18 protein-coding genes and 1 pseudogene are annotated in these 23,041 nt (G+C 70.4%); 14 read left to right on the top strand and 5 right to left on the bottom strand.

Features of this window, described 5'->3' with window-relative positions:
• The first annotated feature begins 20 nt into the window (after nucleotides 1-20).
• Together FHR82_RS38735 and FHR82_RS38730 are read left to right on the top strand one after the other, a co-directional pair.
• The gene (locus FHR82_RS38735) at nucleotides 21-923 is read left to right on the top strand and encodes a hypothetical protein (protein ID WP_184815622.1); all 903 of its coding nucleotides are present in this window, start codon (nucleotides 21-23) and stop codon (nucleotides 921-923) included.
• Nucleotides 924-988: 65 nt separating this feature from the next.
• Nucleotides 989-1,399, top strand: a complete 411-nt coding sequence (locus FHR82_RS38730; RefSeq protein WP_221464830.1) for an HPF/RaiA family ribosome-associated protein — start codon at nucleotides 989-991, stop codon at nucleotides 1,397-1,399.
• 63 nt (nucleotides 1,400-1,462) lie between these two features.
• Here the strand turns inward: FHR82_RS38730 and FHR82_RS38725 are convergent, their stop codons facing one another.
• The 3 genes from FHR82_RS38725 to FHR82_RS38715 all read right to left on the bottom strand — a co-directional run bounded on the left by FHR82_RS38725 (nucleotide 1,463) and on the right by FHR82_RS38715 (nucleotide 5,229).
• Nucleotides 1,463-2,332: a peptidoglycan DD-metalloendopeptidase family protein gene (locus FHR82_RS38725; RefSeq protein ID WP_184815621.1), complete on the bottom strand. Its 870-nt coding sequence runs from the start codon at nucleotides 2,330-2,332 to the stop codon at nucleotides 1,463-1,465.
• A 34-nt stretch (nucleotides 2,333-2,366) separates the two neighbouring features.
• Nucleotides 2,367-3,203 (bottom strand): peptidoglycan-binding protein, encoded by an 837-nt coding sequence (locus FHR82_RS38720; RefSeq protein WP_184815620.1) that lies wholly within the window; start codon nucleotides 3,201-3,203, stop codon nucleotides 2,367-2,369.
• Between the two features lie 136 nt (nucleotides 3,204-3,339).
• Nucleotides 3,340-5,229: a CocE/NonD family hydrolase gene (locus FHR82_RS38715; RefSeq protein WP_221464829.1), complete on the bottom strand. Its 1,890-nt coding sequence runs from the start codon at nucleotides 5,227-5,229 to the stop codon at nucleotides 3,340-3,342.
• 136 nt (nucleotides 5,230-5,365) lie between these two features.
• Between FHR82_RS38715 and FHR82_RS38710 the strand changes: the two genes are divergently transcribed.
• Together FHR82_RS38710 and FHR82_RS38705 are read left to right on the top strand one after the other, a co-directional pair.
• Nucleotides 5,366-9,064 (top strand): S8 family peptidase, encoded by a 3,699-nt coding sequence (locus FHR82_RS38710; RefSeq protein ID WP_184815619.1) that lies wholly within the window; start codon nucleotides 5,366-5,368, stop codon nucleotides 9,062-9,064.
• Between the two features lie 129 nt (nucleotides 9,065-9,193).
• Nucleotides 9,194-10,159, top strand: a complete 966-nt coding sequence (locus FHR82_RS38705) for a helix-turn-helix domain-containing protein (protein WP_184815618.1) — start codon at nucleotides 9,194-9,196, stop codon at nucleotides 10,157-10,159.
• 251 nt (nucleotides 10,160-10,410) lie between these two features.
• Here the strand turns inward: FHR82_RS38705 and FHR82_RS48175 are convergent, their stop codons facing one another.
• Entirely contained in the window at nucleotides 10,411-10,893 is a 483-nt protein-coding gene (locus FHR82_RS48175) for an STAS domain-containing protein (RefSeq protein WP_376706481.1), read from the bottom strand.
• Between the two features lie 495 nt (nucleotides 10,894-11,388).
• Between FHR82_RS48175 and FHR82_RS38695 the strand changes: the two genes are divergently transcribed.
• The 7 genes from FHR82_RS38695 (at nucleotide 11,389) to FHR82_RS38665 (ending at nucleotide 18,984) form a co-directional block, all read left to right on the top strand.
• Nucleotides 11,389-11,964, top strand: a complete 576-nt coding sequence (locus FHR82_RS38695) for a TetR family transcriptional regulator (protein ID WP_184815616.1) — start codon at nucleotides 11,389-11,391, stop codon at nucleotides 11,962-11,964.
• Nucleotides 11,961-12,824: an ABC transporter ATP-binding protein gene (locus tag FHR82_RS38690; RefSeq protein ID WP_184815615.1), complete on the top strand. Its 864-nt coding sequence runs from the start codon at nucleotides 11,961-11,963 to the stop codon at nucleotides 12,822-12,824. Before FHR82_RS38695 ends, FHR82_RS38690 begins: the two co-directional genes overlap by 4 nt.
• Complete coding sequence (locus tag FHR82_RS38685; protein ID WP_184815614.1) at nucleotides 12,821-14,233, top strand: fluoroquinolone export ABC transporter permease subunit; 1,413 nt, start codon at nucleotides 12,821-12,823, stop codon at nucleotides 14,231-14,233. Before FHR82_RS38690 ends, FHR82_RS38685 begins: the two co-directional genes overlap by 4 nt.
• 116 nt (nucleotides 14,234-14,349) lie before the next feature.
• Nucleotides 14,350-15,555, top strand: coding sequence for a cation:proton antiporter (locus tag FHR82_RS38680; protein WP_184815613.1), 1,206 nt, complete (start codon nucleotides 14,350-14,352; stop codon nucleotides 15,553-15,555).
• A 273-nt stretch (nucleotides 15,556-15,828) separates the two neighbouring features.
• Nucleotides 15,829-16,098 (top strand): hypothetical protein, encoded by a 270-nt coding sequence (locus tag FHR82_RS38675; RefSeq protein WP_184815612.1) that lies wholly within the window; start codon nucleotides 15,829-15,831, stop codon nucleotides 16,096-16,098.
• Between the two features lie 310 nt (nucleotides 16,099-16,408).
• Complete coding sequence (locus FHR82_RS38670; protein ID WP_184815611.1) at nucleotides 16,409-17,338, top strand: ABC transporter ATP-binding protein; 930 nt, start codon at nucleotides 16,409-16,411, stop codon at nucleotides 17,336-17,338.
• Nucleotides 17,338-18,984 carry an ABC transporter permease gene (locus tag FHR82_RS38665; protein WP_184815610.1) on the top strand — a complete coding sequence of 549 codons (1,647 nt, stop codon included), beginning with the start codon at nucleotides 17,338-17,340 and terminating at the stop codon, nucleotides 18,982-18,984. The genes FHR82_RS38670 and FHR82_RS38665 overlap by 1 nt, the downstream gene beginning before the upstream one ends.
• On the opposite strand, the pseudogene FHR82_RS47815 reads toward FHR82_RS38665, so the two are convergent.
• A pseudogene (locus tag FHR82_RS47815) lies at nucleotides 18,977-19,511 on the bottom strand (ArsB/NhaD family transporter); the annotation flags it as partial. The gene FHR82_RS38665 and the pseudogene FHR82_RS47815 overlap by 8 nt on opposite strands.
• Nucleotides 19,512-20,232: 721 nt before the next feature.
• Between FHR82_RS47815 and FHR82_RS38645 the strand changes: the two are divergent.
• Genes FHR82_RS38645 through FHR82_RS38635 form a run of 3 tightly spaced genes read left to right on the top strand, consistent with a single transcriptional unit; the run spans nucleotide 20,233 to nucleotide 23,041 of the window.
• On the top strand, nucleotides 20,233-21,372 hold the full coding sequence (locus FHR82_RS38645; protein WP_184815609.1) for an NAD(P) transhydrogenase subunit alpha: 1,140 nt from the start codon (nucleotides 20,233-20,235) through the stop codon (nucleotides 21,370-21,372).
• A complete protein-coding gene (locus tag FHR82_RS38640) occupies nucleotides 21,372-21,674 on the top strand; it encodes an NAD(P) transhydrogenase subunit alpha part 2 (RefSeq protein ID WP_184815608.1) in 303 nt (100 codons plus the stop codon). The genes FHR82_RS38645 and FHR82_RS38640 overlap by 1 nt, the downstream gene beginning before the upstream one ends.
• Nucleotides 21,671-23,041 (top strand): NAD(P)(+) transhydrogenase (Re/Si-specific) subunit beta, encoded by a 1,371-nt coding sequence (locus FHR82_RS38635; RefSeq protein ID WP_184815607.1) that lies wholly within the window; start codon nucleotides 21,671-21,673, stop codon nucleotides 23,039-23,041. Before FHR82_RS38640 ends, FHR82_RS38635 begins: the two co-directional genes overlap by 4 nt.

Here is a 23,041-nt window from a genome sequence, read left to right as displayed (position 1 = left end):
TCCGTCTACACTCCGCGCCGATGAGGGGACTCCGCCGCCGACCGGTCCTGTGGCTCGCCATCGGGGCGGTGCTCGTCGCGGGCACGTTCGTCGCGGTCACATTCGTCGCGGTCACGACCGCCGACGGGCCGGACGGCGACCGCCCGGCCCCGTCCACCGACCTCGCCGAGGAGGTCCGCCGGTTCGCCGAGGGCCTCGACGACGACGCGCCCTACCGCCCACCGCGCCGCGACGAACGACGTCAGCTGCTCTCGGGTCTGCGGGCGCTGGAGGCGGGGAAGCCGCCACTGGCGGCCGAGGACCTGGGCTTCACGGCGAGCACCGGCACCGACGAGAAGACCGGCCGCCCGTTCGGCCTCCTGGTCAACCCGGCGGACGAGCGCGGGTGGGGCTGGTACCTGGTCGACCGGTCGGCGCCGGTCAAGCTGGTGATCGAGGTCCCGCACCCCAACTCCGACCTGCACACCGAGGAGATCGGGCTGGCGCTGTACCGGGCGGTCCCGGGGTCGATCCTGTTGGTGGCGGGCACCCACCGCCGGGCCGACGACGAGGCGGGCGACGTGGCCCACCGCACCGACTCGATGTTCCACGCGGTGGCCAGGGACCTCGCCGGGCGAGACCTGCCGCAGATCCAGCTGCACGGCTTCCACGACGACAACCTCCCGGACACCGACGTCGTGATCTCCCCGGGAGCAGGCGACGACGGCGACTTCGTGCGCCGGATCGCGACCCGGCTCGACGCCGGTTTCCGCGTGTGCCGGTCCTGGCAGCGCGACTGCGGGCGCCTGGAGGGCAGGACCAACGAACAGGGCCGCGACGCGGCGAGGCAGGGCACCCCGTTCGCACACGTGGAGATCAGCCGGACCATCAGGGACGACCGCGACGCCTGGTCCAGGCTGGTACGCGCACTGGCAGGCCGCTGACAAACCACCGAAGTGATGTCCGGACCGGGTTTGGGCGGGTAGCTTCGGTGGTAACGAAGATGATCATGTCCGGTTTCCCCGGGAGGGTGCTCGTGCAGATCCAGGTCAACACCGACCACAACATCCACGGTGGCGAACGGCTGGCCACCCATGTGAGCGCCGAACTGGCGACCGTCCTGGCCCGGTTCGACGGGTGGTTGACCCGGGTGGAGGTGCACCTCAGCGAGGACGGCGCGGGCAGGCCGGAGGACAAGCGCTGTGTGATCGAGGCCCGGCCAGCCGGCAAGCAGCCGGTCGCGGTCACCCACCACGCGACCACGGTGGACGAGGCGTACACCGGCGCGGCGCAGAAGCTGGAGCGGGTGCTGGACACCAGGTACTCCCGCGCGCACGACCACAAGGGGAGCGACAGCATCCGGCACATGCCGGCACCGGACGCACCCGAGACACCCGGCGATCCCGAGACCCCGGCATGACCTGACCACGCGCCGGTGCCCTGGCCGAACCGCGGCCAGGGCACCGACGCGTGGCTCACCCGGTCAGGGGCAGTTGGTGCTGCGCGCGAGGTTGCGCGAGCCCCAGTAGACGGGGTTGCCGTCCCGGAACGTCACCCGTTGCGCGGAGCCGCTGAGCTTCTGCTCGTAGTGCAGGTGCGGGCCGGTGGAGCCGCCGGTGTTGCCGACGCGGCCGATCATCGTCTTCTCCGTCACGGACTGGCCGACCGACACGTCCTGCGAGCTGAGGTGCGCGTAGAGGGTCTGCCAGCCGCCCGCGTGGTCGATCACGATGTAGCGGCCGTAGGACGTGTCGCCCAGGTTCGCGACCCTCGACACCCTGCCGGGCGCGGAGGAGTAGACCTTCCAGCCGTTGTCCTCGGGGTAGTGGTTGAAGTCGACGGCGTTGGCCGGGCTGTGGCCGCTGCGGGTGCTCGCCTCCCAGGTCTCACCGCAGGGGAACGGCAGCCAGAAGCGGCCGGTCGTGCCCGGGTTGAACTGGTGGGAGGCGTTGTTGTTCTTCAGCGTCGAGTTCAGGTTGCTCTTCGCGCCGGAGCCGAAGTTCTGGTAGTAGCCGCCGTAGCCGGAGTTGTAGTACACCCGGACCGTGCCGCCGGTGCGGTTCCACACCGACGCGGCGTTGTTCTTGATGCACTGGCCCTGACCGGCGCCCGCACCCTTGAAGTCGTAACAGGTGGGCTGGGTGGTGCCGTAGTCGGCTACGGACCCGGTGAAGTCGGAGATCGACCCCGCGTGGTCGCTGTTGTAGTAGTAGCAGAACTCGCCGCTCTCGCAGACGCCGTCCCGTGCCGCGGCGCTCGCCGGGGTCGCCGTGAGCGCGGTGACACCCGCGGCGGCGAGCGCCGCCACCGCGGTGGCCACCAATGTCCGCGTCCATGTTCTCAGTCTGGGCATGCGATTCCTCACTGGTGCAGGGGTTTCCGAGCGATCAGGCGGCGCGGAGGTACTGCTCCCACGTCACCTTGGTCACCTGTGGCCCGTCGTCCTGGCCGTTGTTCGCCAGTCCGTTGCGCCCCAGGTAGTACTGGCCGACCTGTTTCTGCGCGGGAGTGGACAGGTCGGTGTCGTTCACGGCTATGCCGTGGATGTGCAGCGGCCAGTCGCCCTGATCGGGCCTGCGCAGCCACGCGGCGAACCCGACCCGCCGCAACGCGGTCACCACCGCGGTCCGCTGCGCCGCGGTCAGCGCCTCGGCGTCGAGGTCGACCGCGCCGCCGCCGTCGTGCGTGCCTGCCGAGGTGGGGTCGTTGCCCGGCGAGTACGAGCCCTGCTCGACCACCAGCGACACCCCGGCCAGCCGCTGCGCCTCCCGCAGCATCGCGACCGTGCGCGTGTTGAACGGGAAGCCCTGGAACGTCGTGCGGGAACCGGGCGTGAGCGTGCGGGTGAGCGTGAACCGGCCCTGCGCGAGCGCCGTGAGCGACGCCCGCCCCGGGAAGCCGTTCGCCGCCGCGCCCTCGTAGCCCAGCGACTCCTGCCACCGCCCGTACGCGGTGCGGGTCACGGTGCCGAAGTGCCCGTCCACGTACTGCGCGGCGAGCAGCCCCTCGTCCACCAGCGCCTGCTCGACCAGCAGCACACTCGGCCCGGCGCCCGGCGTGAGCCCGGTGCCGGTCTTCACCGGATCACACTGGGCGGCCAGGACCACCAGTTCCATGTCCGCGGTGCCGGCACTGGCGGCCGCCACCCGAGGCACCAGCACGACGGCGGCCGCGGCGGCCGGGACCACGGTGAGGAACCCGCGACGAGCCAGACGATCTGTCATACCGCACACCGTCGGACAGGCCCGTACAAAACCCGTACATTCTCCTCGGTCGCGGTGCCGCCGAGGAGCGCTCCGCACATCGCGTCGTGCGGTTCTCGACGAGTCGGGAGCCGACACCGCGAACCGGGGATGCCGGTCAGCCGTCCAGGCGGCCCGGCACGGGGTCCGGCTGGATCCGGACGACCTCGGGGGCCGGGCCCGACCGCGCGGCCGGCACGGTGCCCAGCAGCGGGATCCGCACCGACGTCTCCGCCAACCCGATCGTCACGCGGGGAAGCTGACCCGGGGTCGTGGTCATGCTGCTGTCGTTCCCGGCGATCACCAGTGCCAGCCGGTGCCCCGCGGGCACTGTCCAGTCCGTTGTGGACAGTCGGAAGGTCATGGTGTACCTCGTGCCAGGGGTGAGTGTGCGTGGCGTGCTCAGTGAGGCGTAGTTGGCGAGGTCGGCCCAGCCGCGGGCGATGACCTGGGCGTCGACGGCGGCCGTCGTGGCCACCGTGTCGCGGTAGCAGGCGTCGTCGCCGGGACGGTTCTCGCCCCAGCACGACTCGGTGGCCAGCGTCCGGATGCCCTCACCGGAGCTGCCGCGGGCCGTCGCCGGACCGTAGTCCACCAGGTAGGCGGACAGGTGCGCGGTCGACGTCGACGGGGTGGCGGCGACCGTGACACGGGAAACCCCGGCCACCCGCAGATCCGTCGCCAGCGTGCCGGTGCTGTAGACGACCCGCCGGGCCGACGTCGCGCCGGGCGAGGCGATGTAACGCGACGGGGTGCCGGACCCGTTGTCGGTGAACGACGAGGTCGACGTACCGGGCGTGGTCCGCAGCGTGCCCACCCCGGCGACAGAACCAGCCACCGGGTACAGCGTCCGCGACCGCGTACCGGCCGGCGGCCAGTCGGCGGTGTCGCTCCACTGGTCCACCGCACGCTCGACCGACACCTTCGGCTCGTTCTCGATCCCGTTCGGCACGTCCAGGAGCCACCGGTCGAACCAGCGGTGCAGTGTGGCGACCCAGGTGGCACGCCGGAAGTCGAACGGGTCGATGTGCCCGGTCTGCGACAGCCACAGCTTGCGCGGCACCGAGGCCGGCACCGCGTCCAGCCACTGGCCCCAGTTCACCGCCTTGACGTTCAGGTCGGCCCGCCCGTTGACGGAGAACACCGCGGCCCGCACGTTCGCGGCGTTCCGCACGTAGTCCCGCTGCTGCCACATCGCGGTGTAGTCGCCGTTGCCAGGGGCGCCCGCGGTCATCTCCGACCGCACGGCTGCGCACCGCGACCGTGCGTTGGCGTTCTCGAAGCCCGACGCCAGGCTGGTGGGCGTGCCGAAACTCCGGAACGACACGCCGTCGGACCGGAACCAGTCGTACCAGGAGCTGATCGCGGCGATCGGGCGCAGCCCGTCCACCCCGGTGGCCGCCACGCCCTGCGTGATGCTGCCGTCCCACGACTTGCCGATCATCGCGGCCGCGCCGGTGGACCAGCTCGCGGTCACCGGCGAGCCGCCCGACGCCGCCGAGTAGCCGGTCGCCCTGCCGTTCAGCCAGTCCACCACCGCCTTGCCGGAGGCCACTTCGGACCGCCCGCCGGTGTCCATGCAGCCGGTGGACCGGGACGACCCGCTGAAGTCGACCAGCGCGACCGCGTAGCCGCGCGGCACGAAGTAGTTGTCGTAGAACAGCGGGAACTTGAGCGGCAGACCGGCGGAGTCGTAGGACTTGCGCTCGCTTTCGTTGCCGCGCCCGGACGTCGTGTAGTACGGGCTGGCGTCGATGATCACCGGCACCGGCTCGGTGGTGGCTGGCCGGATGAGGTCGGTGGCCACCCGGTCGCCGACCCCGTCGCCGTCCAGGTCCAGCCCGATGTCCACCCACACGGTCTCCCGCACCGCGTCGGCGAACGCGTGGATCGGCTGTGTCACCCCGTTCGCGACGACGAAGGCGGGGGTGGCCGCCGACGCGGGCACCGCCACCAGCCCGGACAGCACCACGACCAGTCCGGCGATGATTCCGCCTCGTCGCACCATGTCAGGCACGTTAGGTCACGGTGAGTACGGCGTGGCAGGACCAACCGGTGATGCCAGTTGCCACCTGGGGGCAACGTGGATCGGCGCCGCGGAGTCTTCACGAAGGTAAGGGATTTCCCGACCTGGAGGAGAAGTGGTGGGCCGACGGAGATGGTGGCGCGGCGGGGCGGTGGCCGTATTGGCGGCCGCGCTGGCCGCGAGTGTGGTCGCGAGCACGGGGCCGGGGGCGGTGGCTCAACCGATGGCCGCGGACGACCGGGGCGAACCGGTTTCGGTCACGCTGGTCAGCGGCGACCGGGTGCAGCTGTGGGGGAGTGACCCGGCGGCACCGCTGCGGATCGAACCCGCGCCGCGCGCCCACTCGGTGCCGTTCCAGGACTACTGGCACGACGGCGACCGGTACGTCGTTCCCGGCGACGCCGCACTGCTGGTCGGCGCCGGCGTGCTGGACCGCGAACTGTTCAACGTCACCGGGTTGATCCGGCAGCGCTACGACGACGCCCACACCGCGGCGGTGCCGCTGCTGGTCGAGTACGCCGACGCCGGAGCGCGCGCCAGGGCCGCGGTGCCGGCCGGTGCGACGGTCCGCCGGGCGCTGCCCGAGTTCAACCTGACCGCGCTGGACCAGGACAAGGACAGTGCGCAAAACCTCTACGGCGCACTGACGCGGCCCACCGCCCGCAGTGCCACCGGAGTGCGCAAGGTCTGGCTGAACAAGCGGGTCCGGGCCACCCTGGACCAGAGCGTGCCGCAGGTCGGCGCGCCGACCGCGTGGGAACGCGGACTGACCGGGGCCGGGGTGCGGGTCGCGGTGCTGGACACCGGGATCGACACCGACCACCCGGACCTGGCGGGCAAGACCGTGGTCAGCAAGGACTTCACCGGGACAGGCGGGGTCGAGGACGGGCACGGGCACGGCACGCACATCGCGTCGATCGTCACCGGGACCGGCGCCGCCTCGGGCGGCAAGTACCGCGGTGTGGCGCCCGGCGTCAGCCTCGCGGTCGGCAAGGTGCTCGACGACAGCGGCTGGGGCACCGACGACGGCGTGCTCGCCGGGATGCGCTGGGCGGCCGCCGAGTCCGGCGCGAAGGTCGTCAACATGAGCCTGGGCAGCGACCCGACCGATGGCCAGGACCCGATGTCGCTCGCGGTGAACGCGCTCAGCCGCGAGTACGGGACGCTGTTCGTGATCGCCGCGGGCAACTACGGCGCGGACCGGACCGTGGGTTCCCCGGCAGCCGCGGACGACGCGCTCACCGTCGGCAGCGTGTCCAAGCAGGACGAGCCGAGCGACTTCTCCAGCCGCGGCCCGCGACGCGGGGACGGCGCGGCCAAGCCGGAGATCAGCGCACCGGGCGGGAGCATCGTCGCGGCCCGGCCCGCTGGCGTGCCGCCGCTCGGCGAGCCGGTCGGCGACGGCTACCAGCGACTCGACGGCACCTCGATGGCGACTCCGCACGTGGCCGGTGCCGCGGCGATCCTGGCCCAGCAGCACCCGGACTGGACCGCGCCCATGCTGAAGTCGGCGCTGGTCAGCAGCGCGCACGACGTGTCCGCGGGGGTGTTCGAGGTCGGCGCGGGCAGGCTGGACGTGGCGGGGGCGACCGCGACCCCGGTCGTCGCCACCGCCGCGGTGTCGGCATACCTGCCGTGGCCGAACGCCGGGACGGTGGAGCGCAGGACGGTCACCTGGACCAACACGGGCGGCGCACCGGTCACCCTGGCACTGAGCGCCGAGCTGGTGGACGAGAAGGGGGCGGCGGCCCCGGCCGGGCTGGTCGCGCTGACACAGGACAGCGTGACGGTCCCGGCGGGCGGCAGTGCGCCGGTCGAGGTCGTCGTCACCGGCCAGGAGGGCCGGACGGGCACCTACTCCGGTGTGCTCGTCGCCAGCGCGGGCGACGTGCGGACGCGCACGGCGATTTCGGTGTACCAGCAGGAACAGCGGTTCTCGTTCACGCCGACCCTGCTGGACCGCACCGGCGCCGAGCCGGTGGACGAGTTCAGCTCGTCGGCGTTCGTCATCGACCTGGAGTCCGGCGACATCAACTCCGCCGCCTCGGGCCAGACGATCACACTGCCCCGCGGCCGGTACGCCGTGCACGCCGCGGTCACCACCTCGGCGCCCGGCCAGGAGTCGTCGTACACGACGATCAGCCATCCCGAGCTGAACCTGGACCGGGACGTCACCCAGGTGTTCGACGCCCGGATCGGCCAGCCGGTCATCGCCGAGCCGGACAACCCGGAGGCCCGTGGCGGGACGCACGCGATGTACGCCATGTCCCAGGTCGCGGAATGTGACTGCCGGTTCGCGTTCGTCACCGATGCCGACGCGCGGTTCCAGCCGCTGTACGCGGCGACGCTGCCGGGCACGGCGTCGGACGCCTACGCGCTCGGCGTCGCCCGCCGGGCCACGGAACCGGGTCTGGAGATGGTGGCCGACGACGGGCAGGAGTTCGACGTCAATCTCCAGGCGCTGTTCAGCCTGCCGCCCGCCGAGGAAACCACGCTCACCGCCGTCTACGGCGGCTCGGGCACGCCGGAGGATCTCGCCGGGATCGACGCCACCGGCAAGCTCGTGGTCGTCGAGTTCGACCCGTACGTCGGCCGGGAGGAGTGGCTGCGGCGCGGCGTGAACATCGCGAAGGCGGGCGGCAAGCTCGCCATGTTCCGGTTCATCGACGAGGGGGCCACCCCGCTGCCCCCTGGTGACCCGATCGAGGGTGAGCCGGTGCCGACCTTCTACGGTGACGGCAGTGGCACCGTGGACCGGCTCACCGACCTGGTCAAGGAGGGAGAGACCACGGTCGAGTACGCCAGCAGGGAGACCACCGACCTGCGCTACGAGCTGATCCACGGCGTCGAGCGGCAGGTCACCGCGCCGGTCGTCTACCGGCCGAGGACCGCGGACCTGGCCACCATGCGCGCGGCCTACCACGACAACGCGCCGAACTCCGCCGGGTTCGTCGCCTTCGGCAAGCTGTTCGGGCGCTACGTCGGCACCGGGTGGTTCGCGCGGACGGCGGGCGGGCGAGAGCGGGTGGAGTACTTCACCCCGACCGAGTGGGAGCTGAGCGCGACCACCGGCCCGTATGTCGCGGACGAGACCGTGACGCTCGAAGCGAACCGGCCGCCTGCCAGGATCGCCTGGAACAAGGCGGTGGTCGGCCCGTCGCTGCGCGGCACGACGAAGAACTTCGTGCCCGAGGACCCGCACCCCTGGTCGTGGCGCAACGACGGCCGGATCAACGTCAAGCTGCCGATGTACGGCGACGCGGCGGGCAGGCCGAGGATGGTCGACACGTTCAGCGACGCCAGCGGATCGGTCACCGTGTACCGGGACGACGTGGCGCTCGGCACGGTCCCGGTGACCGACTTCTCCGAGTACCCGGTGCCGGACGCGGACTCGTCCTACCGGGTGGTGGCCGACGCGCGGCAGCACAACGCGACCTGGACACTGTCCACAGTGGTCACCGCGGAGTGGTCCTTCCGTTCCTCGGCGGCCGGTGAGGGCAAGGCGCTGCCGATGCTGACCACTCGCTTCGATCCGGCGGTCGACGTGCGCAACCAGGCGCCCGGGAACCGCCGCTTCTCGTTCCCGGCCTACGTGGAGCGTCAGGACGGCCCGGCGAAGATCACGTCGCTGAAGGTCGACGTGTCCTACGACGACGGGAAGACCTGGCGGCCGGCGGACGTCCGCCGGGACGGCAGGAGGTGGGCGGTGTCCGTGCGGCACCCGGCGAACGGCCACGTCTCGTTGCGGTCCACCGCGTCCGACTCGGACGGGAACCGCCTGACGCAGACGGTTCTCCGCGCGTACCAGCTCGGCTGAGTGCACAGGGCCGGTGGCACCCCGTGCGGGTGTCACCGGCCCTTCCTTGTCGGGTCAGCACGGGTCGGCGGCATGGCCAGTGGCAGAATCAGCCTTGTGCAACAAAATTCTGCCAGGTAGTCTCGGCGCATGCTGAGGTCCGTTGCCGCGATCGTGATCGACCAGGTCGCACCGTTCGAGTTCGGTGTGGTGTGCGAGGTCTTCGGGTTCGACCGGACCGACGACGGCGTGCCGCTGATCGACTTCAAGGTGTGCGGTGAGCGGCCGGGGGAGCCCCTCCGGACCAACGTCGGCGCGATGCTCATCCCGGAACACGGGCTCGACGCCGTCGACGAGGCCGACCTCGTGGTCGTGCCCGCGGCGTCGGTGCGGGACGAGTACCCGCCCGCCGTGCTCGACTCGCTGCGCCGGGCGATCGACCGGGGTGCCACGCTGCTGTCGGTGTGCAGTGGCGCCTACATCCTCGGCGCCGCGGGCCTGCTCGACGGCCGGCCCTGCACCACGCACTGGCGCAACGGGCAGGAGCTGCTCGAGCGCTTCCCGACGATCAAGCTCGACCCGGACGTCCTGTTCGTGGACGACGGCAACCTCGTCACCAGCGCGGGCACGGCCGCCGGCATCGACGCCTGCCTGCACATCGTCCGCCGCGAACTGGGCTCCGCCGCGGCCAACGCGATCGCGCGCCGGATGGTCGTGCCGCCGCAGCGGGACGGTGGCCAGCGCCAGTACGTCGAGGTACCGATCCCGGAATGCACGTCCGACAGCCTCACGCCGCTGCTGACCTGGATGCTCGACAACCTCAGGACCGAGCACACGGTCCCCGACCTGGCCCGCCGCGCGCAGCTGTCCGAGCGCACGTTCGCCCGCCGTTTCGTCGCCGAGACCGGGACCACGCCGGCCAAGTGGCTCGTCATCCAGCGCGTACTGCACGCGCGCCACCTGCTCGAGGACACGCAGTTGCCGGTCGAGAAGGTCGCCGAGGAAAGCGGTTTCGGTTCGGCTGCACTGTTGCGGCACCACTTCAACAAGGTTGTCGGCGTACCGCCGAAGAACTACCGCCGCACGTTCGGCGCCGCACAGGGGATGCCCGCTTAGCTTGTGTGGTTGTCCTCGCCGGACGCATGGCGCACACAACTTCCCGTCCTTGTCGCGGACCTTGCCGCCGACGACCTCCGCTGGCCGTTGTCCGCGGAAGCGTGGCGATCGGCACTTTCTCGCTCCACAGCAGAACCTCTGGTCCGCTCGCAGGTGGGCCGTTGCTGGACGCCGCGCTGGTGGCGGACCTCATGGCGACCGCATTGCTCGCGGTAGCGCCGACACGTCGATCGACAACTTCGCTTAAGCCGTCAGCGGAACCGGTCATCGCGCCGTCGCTGTGCGGGGCTCAACGGCCGACCCGAAACCCGAACCATGCGGGCTGCTCGGCCGATCCCAGACGAGCCTGTGACCGGTCGTGTGAGGCCAGTGCTCGTGTCCACTGCTGTGTGGTCAGCCGGATCCACTGCGGGGCGGAGGTGACCCAGCGGCGAGGGCGTCCGCGAGGGTGGCGTGGAGCGCCAGGAGCTCGAGGAGACCTGTTCTCTGCAGTGTGCGGGCGACGACGTTGCCGCTTGCGACGATTCGCAGGTTGCTGCGGGCACGGGGTTGTTGCTGGTGCTCGACGAGGACGCGACGCCCGACGAACTCATGAAGGAGACCCGGCTCATGTCCAACACGAGGAGCCGCCCGGATGCGTCCTGCGCGGCGCTCGTCAGTTCAGCGGACAGGAGGGCTGCGTTGGAGAGGTCCACCTCACCGATGGCGTGGACCACGACCGCACTATTGTCCACCTCGCGCCGCAAGATCAAGAGGTCGTCGTCTCGCGCGTTGTCGTCGGAGTCTGGCACGTCACCGGATCCTCTCGTCACGGTTCACGCGAGGCACATTAGCCGCCGCTACCCGGCGACACACCTGATGTCCGCGGGACGATGGTGTGTTCGGTGGTGATGGGTGGAACATCTGAGGTGGCGGGCGGTGTTGACCAGACCCACCATGCTGAACGCCTGGGGTGTGTTGCCCCCCGGTCGACGGTGAACAGCTCGTGAAGGCCATGCGAGCGGTGACCGCGTTCGACGAGCTCGAGCTGTTGCCGGCTCATCAACGCACGGCCTTGCTCGCTGCCCTCGTGCCCGGGCGCAGCATTGGTGTCGGTGTGGACGGGCGAGTGCGGTGAGCATCGCCGCCGCGAGCGTGGTGTTGACGGTGCCGAGGCCGAGTTCCACGTCGGGCTGATGGTTGGCTATGACGTTAGCCGCTAACATGTTAGTGACTAACAGGAGGTCGTGATGGCTGAGCCGCACTGGCGGGAGCGAAAGAAGGCACAGACGCGCCAACGGTTGCAGGAGCAGGCATCGCGGCTGTTCATCGAGCGTGGTTACGACGCGACCACGGTGGAACAGATCGCGGCGGCGGCCGGGGTGTCGCACATGACGTTCTTCCGGTATTTCCCGACCAAGGAAGACGCGGTGCTCAGTGACTCCTACGACCCGCTGCTGGTGGCGGCGATACAGGCCCGCCCACGCTCCGAGCACCCGGTGGTCCGGATCCACGCCGCGGTACGTGAGGGTCTGGGCGCGATCTACGCCGCTGACCGGGAGGCGTTGCTGGTGCGAGTCCGGCTGACGTTGCGGACTCCGGCGTTGCGGGCACGGTTGTGGGAGAACCAGGTCGCCACGCGGGAACTGCTCGCCGGCGCGCTGGTCGACGGGGAGCCGGACTTCGCCACCCGGATTCTGGCCTCGGCGTGCCTGGCCACGCTGACCAGCGCGCTCGAGGAGTGGGTGGCCACCGACGGCTCCGCCGAGCTGCCCCACCTGATCGACGACGCCTTCGCGGTGCTGAGGGAGGGGTGGCGGCCATGACGGCTCCGGTCATCGTGGTCGACGACCTGCACGTGCGCTACCGGGGCGCCGCGACGGACGCCGTGGACGGAATTTCGTTCACGGTGGCGGAAGGGGAGGTCTTCGGGTTCCTCGGGCCGAACGGGGCGGGGAAGTCCACCACACAGCGGATCCTCACCGGCCTGCTCCGCGGTCACGAGGGGCGCGCGGACGTGCTGGGGCGCCCGGTGATGCGGTGGGGCCGGGCTTACTACGAGCACATCGGGGTCGGGTTCGAACTGCCCGCGCACTTCTCGCGGCTGACCGCGCGGGAGAACCTGGCCGCGTTCGCCGCGTTCTACCGGGGGCCTGCCGACGAACCTGGTCCGCTGCTCGACCTGGTCGGCCTCGGCGCGGACGCCGACCGGCTGGTGGGAGAGTTCTCCAAGGGCATGCGGATGCGGCTGAACCTGGCACGCGCACTCGTGAACCGTCCCCGCGTGCTGTTCCTCGACGAGCCCACCTCCGGCATGGATCCGGTGCACGCGAACCTGGTCCGCGACCTCGTCCGCCGCCAGCCCGAGCAGGGGTGCACGGTGTTCCTCACCACGCACGACATGGCGACCGCAGAGCAGCTGTGCGACCGGGTCGCGTTCATGGTGGACGGACGTATCGCCGCCATCGACACTCCGCGCAACTTCCGCCTCGCCCATGGCAAGCCGTGCGTGGTGGTCGAGTACCGGGACGAGAACGTGCTGCGGCACAAGGAGTTCCCGCTCGCAGGCATCGGCGAGGACCCCGCGTTCGCCGCCCTGCTGCGTGCGCACCGGGTGGAGACGATCCACACCAGGGAAGCCAGCCTCGACGACGTGTTCGTCGAGGTCACCGGTGGGCGGCTGTGAACCGGCTCCGTGCAGCCGTCGCGCTGGAGTGGCAAGTGGAGTGGCGGTACCGGATTCCCGCCGTCGCGCTCGGCCTGACCGCGGTGTGGACGCTGGTACTGCTGGCTGTGCCCGGCCCGCTGGCCCGTGGTGCCGGTCCGGTCATCCTGACCATCGACACGGCCACCTTCGGATCGTTCTTCATCGCCGCACTGGTGTTGTTCGAGCGCGGCGAGGGCGCGTTGGCCGCGCTGACGGTCAGCCCGCTGCGGTTCGGTGAGTACCTGGGTGCGAAGGTCGGCGTCCTGACCGGACTGTCGGTGGTGTCGGCGGTTCCGGTCGCGCTGGCCGCCGGGGTGAACCTCGTGGCGGCATTGCTGGGCGTGGTCCTGCTGGCGGTGCTGTTCCTGACGGTGAGCTTCGCGCTCGTGGTCCGGCGGCCGTCGCTCACCGCGTTCCTCACCGTCGCCCCGCTGCCGCTGGCCCCGCTCATCGCGGCGCCGCTGGCCCACCTCACCGGTGTCGCCGACCACCTGCTGTTGTTCCTCGTGCCCACCACCGCGGCCGCGGCCGTGATCCAGGGCCGTTTCGACCCGCTCGCACTCGGCTACCTGCTGGCGACCACCGCCGTGGCCATCTGGTTCGCCCGAGGACGTTTCACCCACGAGCCGGTGGGCGCCGAGAGCCGAGCACGGCCGCGCGGCACACGCTGGCGGCCGCGCGGATGGCTCGCCGCGCTGGTGGGCATCGACCGGCGGACCTCCGTGCGCAGCGCGCTGCTGCTGGTGGTGCTCGCCGGGCCCCTTCTGCTCGCGATCGCGCTGCGGCTGGGCTACCCGCCGCTGGCGGCGTACCTACAGGAACGGTTCAGCGTCGATCTCGTTCCGTACCAACCGATCCTGCTCGCAGCACTCCTTGTGCTGCACGTGCCGCTGATCACCGGGATGGTGGGCGCGCTGCTCGTCCTCGACGACATCGACGACCGCACCCTGCTGGTCCTCCGGGTCAGCCCGGTCACCGCGCGGCGCTATCTCGTCTACCGGATGGCCACGGTCGCCGCGGCGGCGCTGCTCATGCTCGTCGTCGTGGTGCCCGTGTCCGGGCTCGCGCCCAGCTTCGACCTGCCGGCGCTGGTGCTGGCGGCGGCACAGGCGCCGTTGATCACGCTCGCCACCGCGGCCGTCGCCCGCAACAAAGTCGAGGGACTGGCCTGGCTGAAGGTTCTCGGGCTGGTGCCGACGGGGATCGCGCCCGCCATGTGGTGGCTGCCCGACGCCGCGCAGTGGCCGCTCCAGCTGTTCCCGCACTTCTGGACCGTCGACGCCCTGTGGCGACCCAGTCCACTCGGCCTGCTCGTCGGCATCATCCTCACCGCGATCGTCGCGGCTCTGCTGACGCGCCGAACCCTGCGCCGGTTCGACTCGCTCTGACCCCGACTTGTGTTCCAGGCGGTCTGTGCGGCATCTTTACCGGCGGCGCGCCGGGAGGTCTGGTCGGCACACCCTCTGGGGTGTATGGGTGTTTCCGAAGTGGACGGGGTGTGTCGGTGGCGCTTGTGCTCGCGTTCGGTGTCGTGCTGCTCATCAGCGTGTCGTTGTCCGGGGTGGCGGCGAGGACGGTCCTGTCGACCGCGCTGTTGTTCCTGCTGGCCGGTGCCCTGATCGGGCAGGGTGGCCTGGGGTTGGTGGACATCCCGTCCGACGGGGCGTTCGTGACCGGGCTCGCCGACCTCGCCCTGTTCACGGTCCTGTTCACCGACGGCCAGCGGGCCGGGTTGCCCGCGCTGCGCGAGGGCTGGCGGCTGTCGGGCCGGGCGCTGGGACTCGCGATGCCGTTGACGATGGTAGGCATCGCGCTGCCCGCGCACTTCCTGGCCGGGATGGACTGGCCGACCGCGTTCCTGGTCGGCGCGATCCTGTCGCCGACCGACCCCGTGTTCGCCGCGGCGATCGTCGGGCGGGACGACGTGCCGCTGCGGTTGCGGCGGCTGCTCAACGTCGAGTCGGGCCTGAACGACGGGCTCGCGCTGCCGTTCGTGCTGATCTTCCTGGCCACGGCGGCGAACCAGGACGCGCACCTCGGTGAGGTGGCCTTCGAACTGGTCGCCGGGCTCGCGCTGGGGATCGCGATCCCGGCGGCGGCGGTGCTCGCCTGGCGGCTGCGGATCCTCACCGCCGAGCCGCGCCTGCAGGCGCTCGGGCCGCTCGCGATCGCCGTCATGCTCTACGCCGCCTGCCACCTCACGCACGCCAACCCGTACCTCGCGGCATTCGCGGCCGGTTCGACCATCGCCACGCTGGACCACGTCGCGGCCGAGCGGTTCGAACACTTCGGCGACCTGCTCTCGGAGGTGACGAAGTTCGCCGCACTGCTGGTGTTCGGCGCACTGATCACCCCGGAGCGAATCGGTGACCTCACCGCGGGGGACTGGCTGGTCGCGGTGCTCGCGATCCTGCTGGTACGCCCCGCGGCGATGCTGTTGTCGTTGCTGCGCACCACGTTGCCGGCACAGCAGCGGTGGGTCGCGGCGTGGTTCGGCCCCAAGGGATTCGCGTCGGTGGTCTACGGCCTGCTCGTCCTGCAGGCCGGACTGCCGACGGGGGAGCACGTGTTCGACCTCGTGGCCATCACCATCGCGCTCTCGATCGTCCTGCACTCCTCGACCGATGTGCCCATCGCCAAGGCACTCCGCGTCGAACCGCCCGACAACCTTCCGCCGGGCACCGCTCCGGTCACCGAACCACCACGCTGACCTGGGGCGCGATCATGTCGGTGATCGTCACCTGGTCGCTCTGCCAACTGGTGGTGGACGGGCGCCTGGGGTGGGCGACTCCGCGGTGGCGAGCAGCACCGCCTTCGGCACCTGGGTGAGTACCTCAGGTGCCCGATCACGAGATCAACCCGAATGCGCTAGCCTGCCGACAGGCGCGCCGGGAAGTCTGGTCGGCATCGGTGTTGTGCTGTCGACCAGGGAGTGAAATCGCATGCCGCGTTCATCATCGGTCACTCCGGCGGTGGTTGCTTCATGACCGATCGCCAGAACTCCTCTTCATCGACGGACGGCACTGACCTTGTCGATGTCGTCACCGTGTTGCACGACCAGCTCGACAACGTGCCTTTGCTTCAGTTGCGAGGAGCGGTGGTACTGCCTCGCGGGACGATCGTCGCGCTGGCCGACGGCACCGCTGTCCAGGTGCAGTCGTATCACCTGATCGCGCCGCGCACCGGCTCGGAACCAGCTCGGCTGGTAGCGCGAGTGGTTCGGGTCTCTGGTGATCGACCGGAACGAGGTTAGGAAGTTTCTGGCTGCCTCAATGCCAGTCTTTGCGCTTTCTTAACGTCACGAATTTGTGAAGATGCTGTAGTTTGTGAAGGTATGACGGGTACGGACGCGGCTGTCAGGGGAGTGCCCCTGGCCGATGCCGGTCGCCTGTCGTCGTCGCACGCGGGTGCGCGCCGCGCGGACTCCGATCCGCCGGTTCGGTAGAGCACTCCCGCCTTTTCTTTCGTTCTTCGACTGGCCGCCCGGTGACGATCCCGGGTGGCGGTTCGCACATCCGCTTGCGCACCGGTATCGCCGGTGCGCCTGTCAACGAGGACATCTCATGCCTGCTCTGACTGACGCTGCCATCTCGGTGTCGGGCCTCGACAAGTCGTTCGGTACGACCAAGGCGCTCGACCAGCTCGACTTGACCGTGCACACCGAAGAAGTGCACGGCTTTCTCGGCCCGAACGGAGCGGGGAAGTCGACCACGATCCGGGTGCTGCTCGGGTTGTTGCGCTCCGATGCGGGGACCGCGGCGGTGCTCGGTGGCGATCCGTGGCGGGACGCGGTCGCACTGCACCGCCGTCTGTCCTATGTGGCCGGTGACGTCAACCTGTGGCCCAACCTCACCGGGGGAGAGGCGATCGATCTGTTCGCCCGGCTGCGCGGCGGTTTCGACCGGAAGCGCCGGGACGCGTTGTGCGACCGGTTCGACCTCGACCCGACGAAGAAGGGGCGCACCTACTCCAAGGGCAACCGGCAGAAGGTCGCCATCGTCGCCGCGCTCGCGTCCGACGTCGAGCTGCTCGTCCTCGACGAGCCGACCGCGGGTCTCGACCCGCTGATGGAATCCGTGTTCGCCGAGTGCGTTCGCGAGCTGAAGGCCGCCGGGCGGACGGTACTGCTGTCCAGCCACATCCTCGCGCAGGTCGAGGCCCTGTGCGATCGTGTCTCGATCATCCGCCTCGGCCACATCGTGGAGTCCGGATCGCTGTCGGAGCTGCGGCACCTCACCCGCACCACGGTCATCGCCGAGACCGCGCGACCCGCTGACCGGCTCGCCGAGCTGCCCGGCGTGCACGATCCGGCCGTCCACAACGGACAACTGCGGTTCGACGTGGACACCGAGCAGCTGGACGCGGTGATCGGGTACCTGCACAGCCTCGGCATCCGCTCGCTGGTCAGTCAGCCCCCGACGCTCGAGCAGCTGTTCATGCGCCACTACGGCGACGACCTCAACGCTGACGTCACCACCACCCGGAGCGCCTGATGACCATCACGACCACGCGGCCCGCGGTCACCGCACACGATCGCGGCAGCACGTTCACCGGCACCGGCGCCCTCGTGCGGTTCATCCTGCGCAGGGACCGGGTACGCATCCCGGTGTGGCTTGCCGCCCTCACCCTCACCACCGTCGGCACCGCGCAGAGTTTCCAGGACCTCTACGGTGACGACACCAACCGTGCCCAGGTCGCCGAGACGATGAGCACGCCCGCGGGGCTCGCGATGACCGGGCCCGCGCACTACCTGGGCGACTACACGCTCGGCGCGATGATGAGCCACCAGATGCTCGGCTTCATGGCGATCATGGTTGGCCTGATGAGCGTGCTGGCCGTGGTCCGGCACACCCGGGCCGAGGAGGAGACCGGTCGCGCCGAGCTGGTTCGCGCCAACGTCGTCGGCCGCCACGCACACCTGGTCGCCGCGCTCGCCGTGGTCGCCGCGACCAACGTGGTGCTGGCCCTGCTCATCGCGGCCGGCCTCGGCGGGCTCGGCATGGCTGGCATCACCTGGAGCGGTGCGCTGCTCTACGGCGCCGCGCACGCCGCGGCCGGCATCGTGTTCGCCGGGGTGGCCGCGGTGACCGTGCAGATCACCGAGCACTCGCGAGGCGCGGCCGGTCTGGCGCTCGCGGTCGTCGGCGTCGCCTACGTCCTGCGTGCCGCCGGTGACGTCGGGGACAACGGGCTGTCGTGGTTGTCGCCGATCGGGTGGGTCCAGGCGACGTGGGCGTTCCTGGAGAACCGGTGGTGGCCGTTGCTGCTCGCGGTCGCGCTGGCTGTCGGGCTCGTGCTCGTCGCGTTCCAGCTCAGCAGCCGGCGCGACGTCGGCGCGGGCCTGCGCCAGCCTCGGAGTGGGGCGGCGGCCGCGTCGAACGCGCTGGCCCACCCGATCGGGTTCGCGCTGCGGCTGCACCGCGGGCTGATGTTCGGGTTCGGCGTCGCGATGCTGCTGCTGGGCGTCACGTACGGCTCGATCCTCGGCGAGGCCGAGGACATGCTGGCTGGGATCGACGCGTTCCAGGACGTCATCGCCGAGATCGGTGGCGCGACGGTCGCCGAGTCGTTCGCCTCGATGGTCATGGTCATCATGGCGATCATCGCCTCCGTGTACGTGGTGATGGCCGCGCTGCGGCCCAGGGCCGAGGAGAACGCAGGCCGTGCCGAGCCGGTGCTGGCGACCGCTTTGTCCCGCGTCCGCTGGCTCGGCAGCCACCTCGTCGTCGTCCTGATCGGCTCGGTCGTGATGCTGCTCGCCGCCGGTCTGGGGATCGGCCTGTCCGGGGCGTCGTCCATGGGCGACAGCAGCATGGTCGGGAAGCTGGTCGGCGCGTCGCTGGCGTACCTGCCCGCGCTGTGGGTCACGGCCGGGATCGCGGTACTGCTGGTGGGACTCGTGCCCCGCGCGGCAGCGCTGGCGTGGATCGTGCCGTTGTACGCGTTCCTGGTCGGTTACCTCGGCCAGATCCTCCAGTTCCCGAACTGGATGAACAACCTCTCCCCGTTCGGCCACATCCCCCAGTTGCCGGTCGACGACCTCGACTTCGTGCCGCTCCTGGCGCTCACCGCGCTGGCCGCCGCGCTGGCGGTGGGTGGTCTGCTCGCGTTCCGGGAACGGGAGGTCAACGTCACCTGACGTCGGTGCACCGTCCGTGTCGGCCGGTCTTTCGGGCGAGGACGAAGTACCGCAGCCACAGGTAGGGCGCGGCGATGGCGATCGTGATCGCGGTGATCACCGCGCCCTTCCTGGTGAACTCCCAGAACGAGATCGGGGAGCCCGCCCGCATGGCGATGCCGAGTCGTTGGCAAGCTCGAGCACGATCGGGCTCATTGTCGCCACGTACGGGATGTTGTCGATGATCCCGGACAGGAAGGCGGACACGATGAGGATCAGCATGACCGCGACGAGCGCGTCGCCTCCGGTGGCGTCGGCCGCCAACGCGGCGAGCTCTCCGATGACACCGGTCTTGACCAGCGCGCCGACCATGATGAACGGGCCCGCGAAGAACAGCAGCGTCTCCCACTCGACCCCGGCGAGGTAGTCCTTGGCCTGGTGCCGGAGATCAGCACGAGCACACCGGCGCCGAGCAGCGCGACCACCGAGGGTTCGATGTGGAACACCGAGTGGCCGATGAACGCGGCGAACACGGCCGCGAGGACGAGTTGGACGCGAGCACCTCGGCGATCAGGAACGGCAGCGGTTTGATGTCGAGCCGCACCGCCGAGCGCCGCGGCGGTCTTCGGGATCCGCTCGGTCGCGATGGACAGGTACGCGACGACGAAGACGGTGATCGCGATCCCCGTGCTCACGCCGAACTCCGTGCCCGGGAGGGCGTCGACGTGGCTAGCGCCGGGTGAGCGCGAGTTGCAGGAGCCGGGACGCGGTGATCACTCCGACCAGCTTGTCGCCGTCCATCACCGCGGCGAGCGGGCCGCGCAGGCGGGCCATCACGGCGGCGACCTCGACGATCGTAGCTGGGCACGAGGATCAGCACGACCTGGGAGGCAGGCAGAACCGCCACCGGCTTGCCCGTGGCGTCGGTGACCACCAGCCCGGGTAGCCGGCGCTCCGCCATCTGCGTGACCGCGGCCCAGGCGTCGGACTCCGCGACGACCACCGGGAAGGCCTCGGCCATCTCGTTGGCGTGCATGGTCGCAGCGTACGACCGACATGGCGGCAACTGCGCGGCAAGCTCGACACGACACCACTGGGCGCCTCCGGGGTCGACATCGGGATCCCGCCCCGGTGTTCACCAGGCGGCATTTTGGTCCTTCCTCACTCGACTTTCGGTGTCGTGTTTCAAGTGGACCGACACGTCACAGTTGTCGTCTCGACTGGAAACACCACCTTATTCACACCGCGTTTGTGCGTTAAGGTGCGATTGTGAAGGTCGCCATCGCCGGCGAGACCAGACCCGACGAGCGGCGGGTCGCGCTCGTTCCTGACCTGGTGCCGCGTCTCGCCGAAGCCGGACTGGAAGTCGTGGTCGAGCCGGGCGCCGGTGAGGCCGCGGGATTCACCGATGATGACTACCGGCATACCGGTGCGGCCGTGGACAGCGGCGCGCTGGACGGTGCCGGCGTGGTGCTGTCCGTGCAACCGATCGCCGCGCACCGGTTCGACCTGCTGGCCCCGAACGCGATCACGGTGTCGTTTCTGCCGGTGGCGCAGGAGCTGGACCTGGTGCGGGCGCTACGCGACGCCGGGCACACCGCGTTCGCCATGGAGCTGGTGCCGCGCATCGCTCGTGCGCAGGCCATGGATGCCTTGTCCTCACAGGCTTTCGTCGCCGGGTACCGGGCGGCGCTGGTCGCCGCCGAGCGGCTGCCGAAGTTCCTGCCGCTGGCGATGACAGCGTCCGGCACGATCCCGCCCGCGAGGGTGCTGGTGCTCGGCGCCGGTGTCGCTGGGCTGCAGGCCATCGCCACGTCGCGACGGCTCGGCGCGGTGGTGCACGCGTACGACGTGCGCGCCGCCGCCGCCGACGAGGTGCGCAGCCTGGGTGCGGAGTTCGTCGAGCTGGAGCTGCCGACGCTGGAGGGCACGGGCGGGTACGCGAGACAGATGGGCGAGGAACGCGCCCGGCTGCAGCGCGAGCTGCTCGCACCACACGTGGCCGCGGCGGATGTGCTGATCACCACCGCCGCGGTGCCGGGGCGGCCCGCGCCGCTGCTGGTGACCACGGACATGGTGGCCTTAATGCGCCCCGGCTCGGTCGTGGTGGACCTCGCGGCGGAGTCCGGCGGCAACGTCGAGGGTGTGAAACCAGGCGAGGAGCTCACCGTCGACGACGTGCTGCTCTGGGGCGGCCGCAACGTACCCAGCCAGCTGCCCGCCCAGGCGAGCCGGCTCTACAGCACGAACGTCGTGAACCTGTTGCTCCTCATGCGTTCCGGCGAAACCCTGGCGCCGGACTTCGACGACGAGATCATCTCCGCGTGCTGTGTCACCCACCGTGGCGAGGTCCGGCACGCGCCCACCAGGGACCTGCTCGGCAACGGCGGTGGAGAGGAGCGGTCCTAGTGGATGGAATCGCGCTGCTGACGGTCTTCGTGCTGGCGGTCTTCGTCGGGTACGAGGTCATCTCGAAGGTGTCCTCGACCCTGCACACCCCACTCATGTCCGGCTCGAACGCGATCAGCGGCATCGTGCTGGTCGGCACCATCGCGGTCGCCGCGCACACCGAGTCGACGGCCATCTTCGTGCTCGAACTCGTCGCCATCGTCCTGGCCACGGTCAACCTCGTCGGCGGGTTCGTGGTCACCGACCGGATGCTCCGGATGTTCCGCGCCAGGGGCAGGAAAGAACGGGAGCCCCGCGCGTGAGCGAGAACTGGACGGCACTGCTGTACCTGGTCGCCGCGGTCTGCTTCATCTTCGCGCTCAAGGGGTTGTCATCGCCGAGTACCGCGCGGGTGGGCAACCTCGTCGGTGCGGCGGGAGCGCTGGTGGCGGTGCTCGTCGTGTTCGCCGCCGAGCGCCCGGACCGTCTCGTGTGGATCCTGGTGGCGATCGCCGTCGGTGGTGCGATCGGCACACTCGCGGCGCGGCGCGTCGCGATGACCGCGATGCCGCAGATGGTCGCGCTGTTCAACGGTGTCGGCGGCGCGGCGGGCGCCCTGGTCGCGCTGCTGGAGCTGGCTGAGGGCACCTCGGGCGACCTGGCACATCTCGCGGTGACCGCGTTCACCGTCCTCATCGGATCCATCACCTTCTCCGGTTCTGTGCTCACCTTCGGCAAGTTGCAGGAACTGGTCACCGGCCGGCCGATTCTCTTCCCCGGCATGCGCTGGGTGGCCCTGGCGACGGTCGCGGGCACTCTCGCCGCCGGTGTCTGGGTGGCGGTCGACGGCGAGGTGCTCGGTGCGGTCCTGCTGGCGGTCCTGACGCTGGCGCTCGGTCTGCTGCTGGTGCTGCCGGTCGGGGGCGCGGACGTGCCGATCGTGATCTCGCTGCTCAACGCGTTCAGCGGGATCACGGTGGCGGCGAGCGGTTACGTGCTGTCCAACACGCTGCTGATCGTCGCGGGCACCCTGGTCGGCGCGTCGGGCACGCTGCTGACCAAGATGATGGCCGACGCGATGGGCCGGTCGCTGGTCAACATCCTGTTCGGCGCGTTCGCAGGCGGGTCGACGCTGGGCAGCACCACGGAGTCGGACCGCCCGGTGCGCTCGGCGGGTCCGCAGGACGTCGCGATCCTCCTCGGCTATGCCCGCAAGGTGATCGTCGCGCCCGGCTACGGACTCGCGGTGGCCCAGGCCCAGCACGCCATGCGTGATCTCACCGACGAACTGGAAAAGCGCGGGATCGAGGTCACCTTCGCGATTCACCCGGTGGCCGGGCGGATGCCGGGCCACATGAACGTCCTGCTGGCCGAGGCCGACGTCCCGTACGACAAGCTCAAGGAGATGACCGAGATCAACCCGGAGTTCCGCACCACGGACGTGGCACTCGTCGTCGGCGCGAACGACGTCGTGAACCCGGCCGCGCACTCCGCACCCGGTTCACCGATCTACGGCATGCCCATCCTCGAAGTCGCCCACGCCGATGCCGTCGTGTTCCTCAAACGGTCCATGCGGCCCGGTTTCGCGGGCATCGAGAACGAACTCCTGTACGACGCGAAGACAACCCTTCTGTTCGGCGACGCCAAGGAATCGCTCAGCAAGCTCGTGGCCGCGGTGAAGGCGCTGTAG

The sequence above is a fragment of the Actinophytocola algeriensis genome (genome assembly GCF_014203735.1).
In the GTDB taxonomy this organism is placed as follows: Bacteria; Actinomycetota; Actinomycetes; order Mycobacteriales; family Pseudonocardiaceae; genus Actinophytocola; species Actinophytocola algeriensis.
Note: the sequence above shows the minus strand (reverse complement) of the source record. Positions and strands in the feature narration are given on the sequence as shown.

Coding starts and splice junctions, on each gene's coding strand:
- FHR82_RS38730 (WP_221464830.1), top strand. CDS start 989: ATGTCCGGTTTCCCCGGGAGGGTGCTCGTGCAGATCCAGGTCAACACC.
- FHR82_RS38720 (WP_184815620.1), bottom strand. CDS start 3,203: ATGACAGATCGTCTGGCTCGTCGCGGGTTCCTCACCGTGGTCCCGGCC.
- FHR82_RS38725 (WP_184815621.1), bottom strand. CDS start 2,332: ATGCCCAGACTGAGAACATGGACGCGGACATTGGTGGCCACCGCGGTG.
- FHR82_RS38670 (WP_184815611.1), top strand. CDS start 16,409: ATGCCTGCTCTGACTGACGCTGCCATCTCGGTGTCGGGCCTCGACAAG.
- FHR82_RS38690 (WP_184815615.1), top strand. CDS start 11,961: ATGACGGCTCCGGTCATCGTGGTCGACGACCTGCACGTGCGCTACCGG.
- FHR82_RS38705 (WP_184815618.1), top strand. CDS start 9,194: ATGCTGAGGTCCGTTGCCGCGATCGTGATCGACCAGGTCGCACCGTTC.
- FHR82_RS38735 (WP_184815622.1), top strand. CDS start 21: ATGAGGGGACTCCGCCGCCGACCGGTCCTGTGGCTCGCCATCGGGGCG.
- FHR82_RS38695 (WP_184815616.1), top strand. CDS start 11,389: ATGGCTGAGCCGCACTGGCGGGAGCGAAAGAAGGCACAGACGCGCCAA.
- FHR82_RS38715 (WP_221464829.1), bottom strand. CDS start 5,229: ATGGTGCGACGAGGCGGAATCATCGCCGGACTGGTCGTGGTGCTGTCC.
- FHR82_RS38665 (WP_184815610.1), top strand. CDS start 17,338: ATGACCATCACGACCACGCGGCCCGCGGTCACCGCACACGATCGCGGC.
- FHR82_RS38675 (WP_184815612.1), top strand. CDS start 15,829: ATGACCGATCGCCAGAACTCCTCTTCATCGACGGACGGCACTGACCTT.